Source organism: Streptosporangium sp. NPDC002544, assembly GCF_040295965.1.
Classification (GTDB): Bacteria; Actinomycetota; Actinomycetes; order Streptosporangiales; family Streptosporangiaceae; genus Streptosporangium.
In genome coordinates this window covers 313,182-325,338 of the sequence record NZ_JBEOWJ010000008.1, presented here as the reverse complement: position 1 = coordinate 325,338, position 12,157 = coordinate 313,182, and the positions used below count along the sequence as shown (strand labels likewise).

Here is a 12,157-nt window from a genome sequence, read left to right as displayed (position 1 = left end):
TTGTCGCCGGTCACCGCAGCACGCTGCGGCTCCCTCCTCCGCCTTGCGAGACACCACCTGACCGATCCTCGCCACGGCAAGATCCGCAGGACAGGACCTAGAGGGCGGGCGGGTCGAAGTCGAAGTCGAGCCGTTCACCGCGCATGGCGACCCTGGTGTCCGGATGGTCGTTGCCCAGCACCCGCTGGTAGCGCTCGAAGGTGTCGGCCTCCAGCGCCTGGGCCTCCTCGAAGGCACCCTCCGCCCGCAGGTCGATGACGAGGTTGTTCGCGCAGGCGAGAGTGAGCGGGTGGTCCACCCCCAGCAGCTCGCGCAGCTGGGCCAGCGTCTCCTGCCCCAGCCGCCTGGCGCTGGGGGCATCCCCCTGTGCCGCGAAGTCGCTGGCGAGGTTGATCGCACAGGTGAGGGAGTAGTGGTGCTCACGGCCGAGCGTGCGGTCGAAACCCTCCAGGGAGCTCAGATCGAGCCGGCTCGCCTCCTCGATCTGCCCGTTGACCCGCAGCAGCAGCGCCAGGTTCATGTCACAGCCGAAGGTGAAGGGGTGCTCGTCGCCGTACATGCGGGGATAGCGAGCCGTCACATCCCGCAGCAGCTCCAGCGCCTCGGTGATCTCACCTCTGGTGCGTTGCGCGTTGGCCAGGCACAGTGCCGCCGCGAGCGTGTCGTGGTGGTCGCGCCCGAAGATGCGCTCCTCCCGCTCGTACGTCGCCTGCGCGAGGTCGAACGCCTCGTCGATCTGCCCCACCCGCCGTTTGGCGATGGACAGATCCTTCGCCGTGCGCAGGGTCCAGGGATGGTCCGGGCCGAGTTCCTGCACCCCGAACTCGTACGCGTCCTCGCCGAGGTCGCAGGCTTCGGCATAGTCACCTCTGAGCCGCACGATACGTGAGAGACCGTTGCCCGAGGTGAGGATGTTCTGTTTGCTGGATCCCGAGTCGGGACGGCGGTGCAGCCTGTAGGTGGTCTCCTGCAGCTCGAAGGCCTTCTCGTAGTCGCCGAGCAGCAGATAGTCGATGGCGAGGTTGTTCATGGCGCGCAGCGTCCGGTGATGCTGGGGGCCGAACACGCTCTGGTGCCGCCCCAGCGACTCCCTGTCGTGCGCCAGGGCCGCCGTGAAGTCACCTCGCATCCGCAGGTCTCCACCATGACTGTTGGTGAGCAGGAGGGTCTCCACGTGGTCGGGTCCCAGAACCCTCCTCATCCGCGTCAGGGTCTCGCGGTTGAGTTCGAAGGAGGCCCGGTAGTCGCCGAGCTCGCGAAGGACGATGCCGAGATGCCGCTGCGCGGAGAGCACGTGCTGGTCCTCGTCCCCGCTGTCGGCCCGCCATCTGGCGATGAAGCCCTTGACCAGGTCGCTGGCTGACTGGTAGCCCCCGGACGAGTAGAGGTAGCGCACGACGTCGAGGGCGAAGCGACGGATGCGGGGATCCTCACCGGCCTCCACCATCGCGGGTGTCATGTGGCTGAGCAGCTCGGCGTAGCGCGGCCACAGGACGGTGTCGTCCGGAAGGCCCGGCGCCGCCGCGGCGAGCATGAGGTGCACCTCGTGGCGGAAGGACACGTGCTCCTCCCAGCCCAGCTCGGCACGGAGCAGTGCCTGAACCAGCCGGTGGACCTGGATGGTCCGGTTCTCCGAGTCGATCCGCGCCAGGGCGTACCGGCCCAGCTCCCTGATGGCCCGGCTCAGCAGGATCGGATTGTCGAGAAGCGGGCCAAGACGCGACCCGGCCGCGAGGTCGTCGGGAAGTGCCCCGAACACGTCACGGGGGATGGGATCGGGCCCGAAGAAGGCGCAGCAGCGCAGGAGTTCCACGGCCTCGGGCAGCTTCGCCTTGAGCTGTGACACCGACAGCGACCACGCCGCCGTCATGGACAGCGGATAGTCCGACGCCTTGTTGGCGTCGAGCAGCTGGGCCGTCTGCTCGTCCAGCAGCCGGAGATACTGCTCGACGGACATCCCGGTCTCCGTCTGCAGGGCTCCGGCCTGCTCCAGCGCGAGCGGGAGGTCGCCGAGTTGCTCGGCCAGCCGGTCCATGTCCTCGTGGCTGGTCGAGCCGGGGACCCGCCTGGTGAGGAACTCGATGCTCTCCGCCCGGCTGAAGACGTCGACGGGCACGGTGTCGACCACGCTCTGCCAGGCGTAGTTGCGTGAGGTGATCAGGACGTGCCCCGGGCCCCGCGGGATGATGTCGTTGATGTCCTCCGGCTGCTCGGCGTTGTCGAAGATGAGCAGCCACCGGGAGTACGGGTCACCGCGGCGCAGGGCGTCCAGCACGGCGGCGGACGCGTCCTCCACCCCCATCGCGGCGGAGGAGGGCACGCCCAGGTGCGGGGCGAGCGCAGCGAGCGAGGAGCGCACCAGCATCGGCTGGTCCGCGGGTATCCACCAGACCAGGTCGTACTCGTGCCGGAAGCGGTAGGCGTACTCGATCGCGACGTGGGTCTTGCCGACACCGCCGAACCCGTGAAGGGCGTGCGGCACCACGGCGGTGACCTCGGACGTGACGCCGGTGTGCAGCTTGTCGAGGAGGCCTTCACGACCTGTGAAGTTCTTGTTCTGCTGGGGGACCCTGCCCCAGATCTGGGGCTGGCGTCCCGGCAGGCGGGAAGTCCCCGAAGACTGTGAAATGGGCACGCGACGGCCTCCACTCGCCCGATTGGGAATCAGCTTATGGCTCCGGGCCTCCGCGAGCGCATAAGCGAAGGGGTCAGAGTCTCATTGCCGCACCTCAACAGCGGATCTCTGTCACACCCTAAAATGCCTATTTTCCGGTCAACTATATAGTCCCGCCCGCCAAATTATCTTCCCGAGTACTCGCCTGAACACCGAAAGGATGTAATCATCAAGGCGTAGGCGAGGACGCTCGGAGATCCGGGGACGCGGGCGTCTCGCCGTGGGCGCAAGGGAGTCCGCATGAGCGAGGAAGCCGCCACCGCTAACATCGATTCCGGCAGAGGTCTGATCGACCTGACAGGTCTGAACTTGGCCGATCTGGACAAAATCGGCGATTCCATCCTGGACCTGGTCCGCCGGCGAATAGCCGCCGACGGGGACGCGGGGCCGGTGGCCGGATTCGACTCCTCCATATAGAAACCTTGGTGATAACCCACCAATGTGCGACATTGGAGTGCGAGACTGGCACTTTCTGTCGACAACAATGGTGGGACCGTGGACGATGTCGACTGGCAACGGTTGATCGACCAGCTCCACAGGGGTGACTGCACCCCTTTCCTCGGAGCGGGTGCCTGCGCCGGGACGCTCCCCACCGGTGCCGCCCTGAGTAACCGGTACGCCCTCCACTACGGCTACCCGTTCTCCGACCCGGGCAATCTCGCCCGCGTGATGCAGTACGGCGCGGCGGTGGTGCGGGATCCGGTGGATCTCAAGGAGGGGGTCTGCAGGCTTCTCCGCTCCCACGGCGGGCCCGCTCCCGGCGATCCGGAAGAGCCGCACCGGCTGCTGGCCGGCTTCCCCGTGACGACGTTCCTCACCACGAACTACGACGACTTCCTGGCCGAGGCGCTGCGGGCCGAGGGCAAGGAGCCCCACGTCGCCGTCTCCCCCTGGTGGGAGGCCGATCCCGCCGCCGCGCCCGTCCTGCCGGAGCCGACGGTGGACTGTCCCCTCGTCTACCATCTGCACGGAAGCTGGTCCGAACCGGCGTCACTGGTACTGACCGAGGCCGACTACCTGACCTACCTCGTCAACATGGTGGACGTCGTCGCGACCGGCGGGAGGCACCCGCTGCCGACCCCGATCCTGCGGGCGATGACCGCCCGGCCACTGCTCTTCATCGGCTACAGCCTGCAGGACTGGACGTTTCGGGTGCTGTTCCACGGCCTGATGCGCGGTACGCCGCGCAGCAACAAGCGGCGGCACGTGAGCGTGCAGCTGATGCCCGAGATCAACGGATCGGCGAGCGACGCGGAGAGCAAGGCCAGGCGCTACATCGCCCACTATCTCGACGGCTGGAACATCTCGATCTTCCTGGGGACCGCCTCGGAGTTCTGCGCGGAGCTCCTGCGGAGAATGGGACGGACACCATGACAGACGCGACTCACCGGAACGACGGGACCATCCACCCGTACGTGGGGCTACGCCCCTATGACCGCGACGAGCACGCGCTGTTCTTCGGACGGGAGCGCGAGGGCCGCGACATCTCCACCATCTGGCAGGCCACCGGTCTCACCGTGCTGTTCGGCGCCTCGGGGGTCGGCAAGACGTCCCTGCTGCACGCGGGTGTCCTGCCGCGCATCGAGCCCGAACGCGCCGACGTCCTGCCCGTGGCCCGCGTGTCGCCCCGCGGGATCACCTCGCTGCGCCCGAGGGTCACCGGCAACCCGTACGTACTGGCGCTGCTGTCGGCCTGGGCGCCGGAGGAGCCGCTGTCCGTGCTGGCCGGGCTGACGGTCTCGGACTTCCTGGCCAGACGCCCGGAACGCGTCGACCGGTACGGTGACCCGGTGCCCACCCTGGTCGCCGTCGACCAGGCGGAGGAACTGTTCGGCGGTCCGCCCGACCGGGAGGAGGAGCGCCACGCGCTGCTGCGCCAGCTCGCGCGGGCTGTCGAGGAGCACGACGGGCTCCACCTGCTGCTCTCACTGCGCGAGGAGTATCTGGCCTCCGTACTGCCGTACGAGCGCCCGCTGGGCCGGGGCTCGCGGGCGCGGTTCCAGTTGCTGCCGCTCTCGCGCGCGGCGGCGCTCGACGCCACGACGAGACCCCTCGAGCACACCGGCCGGTCCTTCGCCCCGGGCGCCGCCGAACGACTCGTCGACGACCTGCGCACCGTCCCCTTCCTCAACGACGAGGGGCAGACGACCACGGTGACGCTCAGCACCGTCGAGCCCGTCCAGTTGCAGGTCGTCTGCTCCGCGCTGTGGGACTCGCTGCCGCCGGGCCTGCACGAGATCACCGCCGAGCACGTGAACCTGCATGTGAACGTCGACCACTTCCTGACCGGTTTCTGCGAGCGGATGCTGGCGCAGGTCGCGGCCGAGTCGGGGGTCACCTCGAGCGAGATCCGTTCCTGGCTGCGCAGGACCTTCGTCACCGAGCACGGGACGCGCAACACCGTCTACGAGGGCCTCCGTGAGACGGCGGGCATGCCGAACGCCATCGCCGAGGCGCTGGAGGACCGTCACCTGCTGCGGGGCGAGCACCGGCTGGGGATCCGCTGGTACGAGCTACAGCACGACCGCCTGATCGGCTCGGTGCGCCAGTCGCAGCACCCGGCGACCTACCTCGGTGACGCGCGGGCGGCACTGGCCAGGCGGAACTGGGAGACGGCCCGCGACCTCGCGGAGGAGGCGGTCCGCGCCTCGGGGCCCGGTGAGACCTGGGTGCGGGCCGAGGCCCTGGTCGTGCTGGGGGAGGTCGCGGCGGCGGGAGGCGAGGTGCAGGGGGCGCGCCGCCGGTTCGAGGAGGCGGCCGACGTGTTCGCGACGCTCCAGCGGTTCAACGGGGTGGCCTCGGCGCTGACCGCGGAGGGACGGCTCTGGCTGGCCCAGGGCGAGTACGCCAGGGCGGTGGAGCAGTTGCGCGCCGCGCTCTCCTGGGTTCCCAACGACCTGCCCGCACAGCTGGCGCTCGGGGAGGCCCTGTGGCACCTGGGACAGCCGCGTGCCGCGCTCGCCCTGCTCAACGGCGCCGTGGCGCTCGCCAGCGAACCCCCCGTCGAGACGCTGGCGCTGCGTGGAGAGATCCTCGCCGATCTTGGAAGGCCCGGCGAGGCCCTGCGCGACCTGGATCGCGTGAGACGGCACCAGCGGCCCACCACGATCGCCGCCAGGGCGCTGGCCCTCGCCCTGGCCGGACGGTTCGACGCCGCCGGGCAGGAGATCCTCGACGCGACCGCCGACGGGTCGGACAGCGGGCCGGTCCTGCTGCGGGCCGCACGCGTCCATGCCCTGCTGGGGCAGCACGCGACCGCCGAGGATTTCGCCTCGCGGGCGCTCGGCGCGGTCACTCCCGGGCTTCCACCGCATCTTCGGAAGCAGGCTGAGGATTTCCTCCGGAAAACGGCGTGACATCGGTTCTCGCCGCCTCCCATATGTGGTTGAACTGCTCCACCCAGTAGGTGTACCAGCGCTCGTCGCGGCCGCGGGTCAGCTCCAGATGCATGCGCGACGAGGTCGAGGGATTGTGAAAGCCGTGAATCTCCACGATGACCCGGCCCCGCGGGGTCTCCGGGTCGAGAAGCACCAGGCTGAATCCCGGACTGTAGGAAAGGAGGCGGTACTCGAACTCGCCCACGGTCTTCCAGCCGCTCATCAGGCGGAGGCGCTCCATGGTGCTCTCCAGCGCGGCGGGAAGCCGCTGGACGGGAAACTCGATCGAGTCGTCCAGTTGCTTCGCGGTCTGCTGGACCGCCCCCTTCTCCAGGGGATCGAGAATGACGATCCTGACGCGTCCCCTCTCCCGCGCGAGCACCGTGTTGCGCATGATCTCGCAGGTCTGCGCGGAGAGCAGGTTGACCGCGGAGGGGGCGAACACCCGGACGTCACGCGCGTGGGCGAGCAGCGACGACAGCGGCGCGCTGTCGTACACCGACCGGTCGTTCAACAGCCCGTCGGGAGATTCGGCGGGTTCCGCGGGAAGGGTGATCCGGTAGATCAGCAATCCCACTCCCGAGAGCAGGACCGCCCATCTGAGGTCGTCGTCCAGCGCGTCGCTGACGATTGACAGGAACGCGAAACCGAAGACGACGATCGTGAGAGCGTACGCGTCGATGTGCTGCCGAGCCTTGAAATCACTGCCGATTCTTCGCAGCCACCGCACATCGACCCCCAGCCATTCGGCACCGTCGAAACAGCTATGCCCATTGTCGGCGGTCCGGACCTCATGGCGCGCGATGTTCCGCCCGGCGGCCGGGGCCTAGACCGTGACCGGCCGGCGGCGCCCCTGACGGAGACCGTCGACGGCGAGGGCACCGCCACCGCTGAAGGCGATGGCCAGGGTGCCGGCGGCAAGGGTGAGGACGAACTCGTAGCCCCCCTCGCTCACCGAGAAGCCGGCCGGGGCGTGGGCGAAGACGATCGCGCCGAGCATGTTGAGCACGAGGAGAGTGCCGAAGACCGGCAGGGCCGCGCCCAGGATGAGCGCGATGCCGCCGACGACTTCGAGGACGGCGACCGCCGGAGCCGCGACGCTCGCCAGCGGGATGCCCAGCGAGTCGAAGAAGGCCGTGGTCTGGGCCAGCCCCATCGTCATGAACTTCTGCAGCCCGTGGACCAGGAAGACCGCGCCGATGCCGATCCGCGCCAGCAGCAGGGCGTAGGGGCGCACTTGGTCAAGCATGATGACTCCTCTTTGTCATTCGAATTTGAACCAAACCATAGTGGTTAGTTCAAATTTGAACAAGCCGTAGAATGTTCTGGTGAGCGAGACGAGATGGCTCAGCGAGAGCGAGATGGCCATGTGGGTGGCCTACCTGTCCGCGACGCATCTGCTGGAGCGTCGCGTCGAGGATCAGCTGAAAGCCGACTCGGGTCTGACCCACACCCAGTACGAGATCCTGGTGACACTCTCCGAACGCCCCGACGAGCAGATGCGGATGACCGAGCTCGCCCGCCGGCTGATCACTTCCAAAAGTGGTCTCACCTACCAGATCGGGCAGCTGGAGAGACGAGGACTCGTCACGCGGGCGACCTGCCCCTCCGATGAGCGGGGCGTGCTCGCGGTGCTCACCGAGGAGGGCAGGCGCTGCCTGGAGCGGACCGCCCCCGGGCATGTGGCCGTGGTGCGCGCCTTTTTGATCGACCGGCTCAGCCCCGAGGAGATCGAGACCATGAGGCGGATCATGACGAAGGCCGCCGTGGCCATGGAGGCGGCGCCGGCCGGTCCGCTCCGCAACCCTCCGCCGGGCAAAAGCCCAGGTTAGCGCGCGGGCCGGGCCCGGGACCCCGGTTCTCGCTTTCGGCCACGGAACCGCGGGGAAGACGCGAGAATCCGGTACGGCTCGCACGGGGGGCATACCGTGCGAGCCGTACCGGATTCAGGGCCGCACCACCGGGTCAGGCGGCGGTGCAGCTGACCGAGGAGGGCGCGCCGTTGGTCCCGGACCAGCTGCCGGTGAACCCGAAGGACGTCGAGGCGCCCGAGGAGAGATTGCCGTTGTGGGACACGTTCCGCACCGAGACACCGGCGCCGCTCTGGGTGTGCTGTCCGTTCCAGAGCTGGGTGATGCTCTGGTTACCGGGGAACGACCAGCTCGCCGTCCAGCCCGTGATCGCCTGGGCTCCGCTGCTCTTCACGGTCACCTCGGCCTGGAAACCGCCCTGCCAGGAGCTGACCAGCTTGTAGGAGGCCGTGCAGGCCTTGCCGCCGGTCGGCGTGACGGTCGGAGTCGGGGTGGGAGTGGGAGTGACGGTCGGGGTGGGGGTCGCGGTGGGCTGCGGAGCCGCCATGGCCAGGTCGTAGGCCCGCTGCGGCACGAACTGCCCGGCCCCGGCGATGCAGCCGTCCGCCTCGCCCGGCAGCTTGATCCAGAGGAACGCGTCGATCGCCGAGTCGCCGGTGGCGTTGGTACTCGGCGTACCGATCGCCCGGCCACCCGGGTCGCACCACTCGCTGCCCTGCGGGCCGTTGCCGTTGCGGCTGGTGTCGATCACCGCGCGGAGCCGGGAGACGCCGGTGGCGGAGATGACGTTCTTGGCATAGGCGACCTCGGTGGAGCTCCACCGGTAGTTGGAGACGTTGACGGAGATGCCGTCCGCGCTGCCTCCGACGTCCGCGGCGTTCAGCCGGGCCGCGGCGTCGGAGGCCGACAGCCATCCCGAGTGCCCGATGTCGTAGTAGACCTTGGCCGAGGAGGAGGCGGCCTTCAGCTTCTTGCCGGCGTACGCCATGGAGGCGTTGGTCTCCTGCTGCTGGGAGGAGCTCATGCAGTTGGTCATGATCGGGAGCACGTCGGGCTCCAGGATGATCGACGCCGGGCGTCCCTGAAGGCCGGCCGCCAGCTCGTCGATCCACTGCCGGTAGGCGGTGTGGTTGGGCGCCCCGCCGGTGCTGGCGCCGCTGCAGTCGCGGTTGGGGATGTTGTAGACGACGAGGATCGGGATCTTGCCCGCGCCGGCCGCCGCCCCGACGAACGACGACACCTGGCCGCGGATGGTGGAGGTGTTGGTGGTGGTGTACCAGCGGGCCTGTGGCACGGCGGCGATCCGGTCGCGGATGACCGGCGCCCGGTAGTCTCCGGCGTTGGCCGCGACCCATTTGGCGGCGCCGGTCTCCGGATCGACGTAGAACGGGGAGTCGGCCGCGGACGCGCCGGAGGCGACGGTGACCGCGGCACCTGACCCGATCACCAGAGCCGCGCAGAGCGTGGCCAGAACTGACCTTCTTGGCATGGATCGACTCCTTCTGGGGGATGCATGGGAGCGCTCCCACCATAGGCGGCCGACCACCCCCGGATACAGCAGGCGCCCCTGCCCCCTCACACCAGGGCGCGCTGACCTGTGCGAACGCCCGTCACAGTGGATGAAAGTTTCAATGTCACGGCTCACCCCCGATCGGGGGGTGACAGCACGGGGAACCGGCGCAGTGTCGGGCTGAGCAGCGTACCCAGCGCGACAAGGGCCAGGCCGGCCGCGCAGACCAGCACGGCGGCCGGGCCGTCACCGGCCGTCATGAGGAAGCCGCCGGCCATCGGCCCCAGGGCGGCGGCCCCGCCGGAGAAGAGCCCCGCGATGCCGGACAGGCGGCCGCGCAGGTGGTCGGGGGTGACCGTGAGCTGGTAGGTCAGGACCGTGGTGTTCGCGACCGGCGCGAGGAACGCGGCACCGCCGAGAAGCACCCCGAGGAGGATGCCGCTCGGGACGAGCGCCATCGCCGCGGTCATCACCGCGGCGACGAGCGGAAAGCCGACAATGGTCAGGGCCGGCGGGAGGGCGGCGTGCAGGCGGGCCGCGGCCAGTGCGCCCAGCAGGCCCCCCGCACCGATGCACGCCATCGTCAGGCCCACCTCGCCGGCGCTCACCCCCTCCCCCGACATCGCCAGGACGATCATGACGAGCGCGCTGAAGACGAGGTTGGAGGAGACCATCCACACCAGCGTCGTCCTGATGACCCGGTGTCCCGCCACCCAGCGGATCCCCTCCGCGACGCCGCCCACGGCCGAACCTCCCCTCGGGAGCACGGCGGGGGCCACCCGCCGCGGCAGGCGCAGGAAGAGCAGCGTGACGAAGGAGAGGCCGAGCATGATCGCGTCGGCGCCGAAGGGTGCCGTGTGGTGCAGGGTGAACAGGAAACCCGCCAACGCGGGACCGAGCAGGGTGGCGATGAAGGGGCGCGCGGTATTGCGGGCGACCGCCTGCGACAGCTGCGACTCGGGCACCACCTGGGGAAGCGCGGCGTGCTCGGCCGGCTGGAAGACCGAGCTGAAGAAGCCCTCGACCGCGGCGGCCAGCAGGATGTGCGGGAAGGCGTAGGTACCCAGGAGCAGCGCCACGACCACGCTGCCCATCGCCAGGGCACGGGCACCGTGGCACAGCAGCATGACCTTCTTGCGGTCCCACCGGTCGGCGACCACCCCGGCGGGCACGTTCGCCACCATGTGCGCCACCGCGAGCACCGACGACGCGAGGCCCATCTCCAGCGGCGAGCCCGACATGGCCAGGATCAGCAGCGGGAAGGAGACGAAGGTGATCTCACTGCCCAGCTCGGAGAAGAGCTGGCTGGTCCACAGGATGTTGTAGTCGCGGTTGCGGGACAGGCGGATCGGCCCGCCGGCCACGTCACCGGCCATGTCACCGGCACCTGCCTGCGTGGTGCTCATCGCGGCGTCAGCCTTCCCCGCCGGGGGCGTCGTTCTCGTCGCGCGCCCGCCGGGCCAGCCGTCCGGTGACCTGGATGAGATCGATCCCGCCCGTCTCCGGATCACGCAGGAAACGGCCGGTGTAGGTGGTACGGCCACCGGCCGTTTCCCGCATCGTGAAGCGCAGGCCCTCGAAGCAGGTCAGCTCGAACCGCTCAGCCTCGCCCGTCGTCAGGCGGAGCCCGCCCGCACCGTCCGCGACGACCGTGAGCTCCATCTCCCCGTTGACGTACCGGCCGGCGCATTCCGGTGGTCCCGACGTCCGCAGGGCCGGGTCGGGCGGCGCCGACAGGCCGCGGCCTCCCACGGCCAGTCCCGCCGGGCGGAGTTCCGCCAGCAGGTCCTCCCAGAGCGCCGGTCCGGTGGCGGCGTTCGCGGTCAGCGCGACGACGGTCCCGCCCGCCGGTTCGAACCGCAGGTGGCAGGAGGTTCCCTCACCGGTGCCGTCGTGCCCGAACCAGTCGGGCCCGGCATCGTGGTACATCGCCCAGCCGAGCCCCCAGGAGTCGGCCATGCCGAACGGTCCGGCCGCCACCCCCGCGAGCTGGTCGCGGCGCATCTCGCGGGCGGAGTCGCGGTCGAGCACCGACTGGAGCGCCGGGTGGGCCAGGTGCATCAGCGCGAACGTGACCAGATCGGCGGCCCCGAGGGCGAGCCCGGCGCTCGGCGCCGCCACCTTCGGCAGGGTCTGCCAGGTGACCGGCAGCATCCGGTCCCGCGGCTGCCGCACCGTGTGACCGTCCACCACCGGCCGGAACCCCGACGGCGGCCCGACGACGAACGCCGGCGCGATGTCCAGCGGCTTCAGCAGGACCGCCTCCATCGCCTCCCACCAGCTCATCCCGGTGATCACCTCGACGAGGTGGCCCGCCAGGATGTAGCCGATGTTGGAGTAGGAGAAGACGGTCCCCGGCGGGTGCGCGGTGCCGGACTCGCGGCAGTGGCGCGCCACCCACCGCCGCCGGGCCCCGGAGTGGTCGCCGCCCTCGTCGATGTTCGAGGCCAGCCCGCTGGTGTGGCTGAGCAGCCGCCGCGCCGTCATCCTCGGGCCCGGCCCGCCGCGTCCGGCCCCCACCTCGGGCACGTACTCGGCCAGCGGGGCGTCGAGATCGATGTCGCCGCAGGCCGCCAACGTCATCACCAGCGTCGCGGTGAAGGGTTTGGTGAGCGAGCCGAGCGGAAAGGCGGACCGTCGGGTCACCGGCTCGCCGGCCCCGTACGTCTCCTCGCCGGTCTCGGCGGTGACGGTCTCACCCGCGTGGTGCACGGCCAGCTGCGCCCCCGGCACGCGGTGCTCGCGGGCCAGCCGGGCCAGCCGGGCGGGAAGGTCGACGTCCACG

At 69.9% G+C, this 12,157-nt stretch carries 10 protein-coding genes; 4 read left to right on the top strand and 6 right to left on the bottom strand.

Features of this window, described 5'->3' with window-relative positions; genetic code table 11:
- Positions 1-97 precede the first annotated feature (97 nt).
- Positions 98-2,635 (bottom strand): FxSxx-COOH system tetratricopeptide repeat protein, encoded by a 2,538-nt coding sequence (gene fxsT, locus ABT061_RS15080; RefSeq protein WP_350916879.1) that lies wholly within the window; start codon positions 2,633-2,635, stop codon positions 98-100.
- 279 nt (positions 2,636-2,914) lie between these two features.
- On the opposite strand from fxsT, the gene fxsA reads away from it, so the two are divergent.
- The 3 genes from fxsA to ABT061_RS15065 all read left to right on the top strand — a co-directional run bounded on the left by fxsA (position 2,915) and on the right by ABT061_RS15065 (position 6,030).
- A complete protein-coding gene (gene fxsA / locus ABT061_RS15075; RefSeq protein WP_350916876.1) occupies positions 2,915-3,091 on the top strand; it encodes an FxSxx-COOH cyclophane-containing RiPP peptide in 177 nt (58 codons plus the stop codon).
- Positions 3,092-3,169: 78 nt separating this feature from the next.
- On the top strand, positions 3,170-4,048 hold the full coding sequence (locus ABT061_RS15070) for an SIR2 family NAD-dependent protein deacylase (protein WP_350916873.1): 879 nt from the start codon (positions 3,170-3,172) through the stop codon (positions 4,046-4,048).
- The gene (locus ABT061_RS15065) at positions 4,045-6,030 is read left to right on the top strand and encodes a tetratricopeptide repeat protein (protein WP_350916870.1); all 1,986 of its coding nucleotides are present in this window, start codon (positions 4,045-4,047) and stop codon (positions 6,028-6,030) included. The genes ABT061_RS15070 and ABT061_RS15065 overlap by 4 nt, the downstream gene beginning before the upstream one ends.
- Here the strand turns inward: ABT061_RS15065 and ABT061_RS15060 are convergent.
- Both ABT061_RS15060 and ABT061_RS15055 read right to left on the bottom strand, forming a co-directional pair.
- The gene (locus ABT061_RS15060) at positions 5,966-6,781 is read right to left on the bottom strand and encodes a hypothetical protein (protein WP_350916867.1); all 816 of its coding nucleotides are present in this window, start codon (positions 6,779-6,781) and stop codon (positions 5,966-5,968) included. The genes ABT061_RS15065 and ABT061_RS15060 overlap by 65 nt on opposite strands.
- Positions 6,782-6,877: 96 nt before the next feature.
- Positions 6,878-7,300 (bottom strand): DoxX family protein, encoded by a 423-nt coding sequence (locus ABT061_RS15055; protein ID WP_350916864.1) that lies wholly within the window; start codon positions 7,298-7,300, stop codon positions 6,878-6,880.
- A 79-nt stretch (positions 7,301-7,379) separates the two neighbouring features.
- Between ABT061_RS15055 and ABT061_RS15050 the strand changes: the two genes are divergently transcribed.
- On the top strand, positions 7,380-7,883 hold the full coding sequence (locus tag ABT061_RS15050; protein WP_350916861.1) for a MarR family winged helix-turn-helix transcriptional regulator: 504 nt from the start codon (positions 7,380-7,382) through the stop codon (positions 7,881-7,883).
- A 133-nt stretch (positions 7,884-8,016) separates the two neighbouring features.
- Here the strand turns inward: ABT061_RS15050 and ABT061_RS15045 are convergent, their stop codons facing one another.
- The 3 genes from ABT061_RS15045 to ABT061_RS15035 all read right to left on the bottom strand — a co-directional run bounded on the left by ABT061_RS15045 (position 8,017) and on the right by ABT061_RS15035 (position 12,156).
- Positions 8,017-9,351 (bottom strand): glycoside hydrolase family 6 protein, encoded by a 1,335-nt coding sequence (locus ABT061_RS15045; RefSeq protein WP_350916858.1) that lies wholly within the window; start codon positions 9,349-9,351, stop codon positions 8,017-8,019.
- 152 nt (positions 9,352-9,503) lie between these two features.
- A complete protein-coding gene (locus tag ABT061_RS15040) occupies positions 9,504-10,778 on the bottom strand; it encodes an MFS transporter (protein WP_350916856.1) in 1,275 nt (424 codons plus the stop codon).
- A gap of 7 nt (positions 10,779-10,785) precedes the next feature.
- A complete protein-coding gene (locus tag ABT061_RS15035) occupies positions 10,786-12,156 on the bottom strand; it encodes a serine hydrolase domain-containing protein (protein WP_350916853.1) in 1,371 nt (456 codons plus the stop codon).
- Position 12,157: the final 1 nt, after the last annotated feature.